The sequence below is a fragment of the Streptomyces sp. NPDC012935 genome (assembly GCF_042900345.1).
GTDB lineage: Bacteria > Actinomycetota > Actinomycetes > Streptomycetales > Streptomycetaceae > Streptomyces.
The window spans coordinates 1-1,098 of sequence record NZ_JBIBBC010000114.1 but is presented as its reverse complement, the minus strand read 5'-3'; the positions used below and the strand labels follow the sequence as shown (position 1 = coordinate 1,098).

Here is a 1,098-nt window from a genome sequence, read left to right as displayed (position 1 = left end):
CGGTGGACAACCCGCCGCCGAGGAGAGCTAGACGACGTTCCGAGCCGAGCGTCACAAGCGGTCCCCTTCGGTCGTGCCACGGATCGCCACCGACTCTGTCCAGCCAGGAGCCCCGGCCGCAACCGAAAAAGAGCGGCCGACAGCGGACAGGATCCGGCGGAACCGGTCCTTCGCCCCTTCCGTCCCATCGGCATGGACACTCTCGGCACACCCGGTACGCACCAGCGGCGCCTGGCCGCCCTGGCCGCTCTCACCCTGCTCCCGCTCGCCGCGGCCTGCGGCAGCGAGGACGCGGGCAGCGAATCCGTCGGCGCCGGGGCCCGGGCGTCCCTCTCCGACGCCCGCTGGGCCGTCGACCAGGTGACCGTGGACGGCCGGAAGAAGGCCGCGCCGGACGGCGCCTGGCTGCGGATCTCCGGCGACGGGAAGGCCGAGGGCAGCCTCGGCTGCAACACCTTCGGAGCCCAGGCAGACTTCAGCGACGGCCACGTCTCCTTCGACGGGATCCGGTCGACGGAGATGGCCTGCGACGGCGTCCCCGCCGGCTTCGAGCAGACCCTCGCCCGCACCCTCGCCGACGGCGACCTGACCACCGAGAAGGACGGCGACAAGCTCACTCTCACCACGAAGGACGGCGACCGTGTGGCCCTCACCCGGCGGGAGGCCGCCCCGCTCAGGGGCACCGAGTGGACCGTGACCAGCCCGGACGCCGACGGCCGCGCCCACCTCACGTTCGACACGAAGACCGGCCAGGTGAGCGGAAGCCTCGGCTGCAACCGGGTGAAGGCCACCGCGACAATCCGCGACGGCAGTATCACGCTCGGCACGGCATCCACCACCCGAATGATGTGCGACACCTCACTCATGACAGCGGAGAAGAAGCTCCTGGGCCTCTTCGACAGCACCGTGAAATACCGCGTCGACGACCGCACCCTCACGCTGACCAGCGAAAACGGCGAGACCGTCCACGCGGCCGCCGGCAAGTGATCCTTTACCGGCCCGCATCCCCAATTCGGACCAGTGGTCGACCTCGCCTACACTCGGGGACGTGCCACGTGGTGACGGTCGACTCAATCACGATCTGCTCCCCGGCGAGAA

The 1,098-nt window shown here is 70.2% G+C and carries 1 protein-coding gene; it reads left to right on the top strand.

Features of this window, described 5'->3' with window-relative positions:
* Positions 1 to 192 precede the first annotated feature (192 nt).
* Positions 193 to 987, top strand: coding sequence for an META domain-containing protein (locus ACFY5C_RS41945; RefSeq protein WP_389455368.1), 795 nt, complete (start codon positions 193 to 195; stop codon positions 985 to 987).
* Positions 988 to 1,098 lie beyond the last annotated feature (111 nt).

Coding starts and splice junctions, on each gene's coding strand:
- ACFY5C_RS41945 (WP_389455368.1), top strand. CDS start 193: ATGGACACTCTCGGCACACCCGGTACGCACCAGCGGCGCCTGGCCGCC.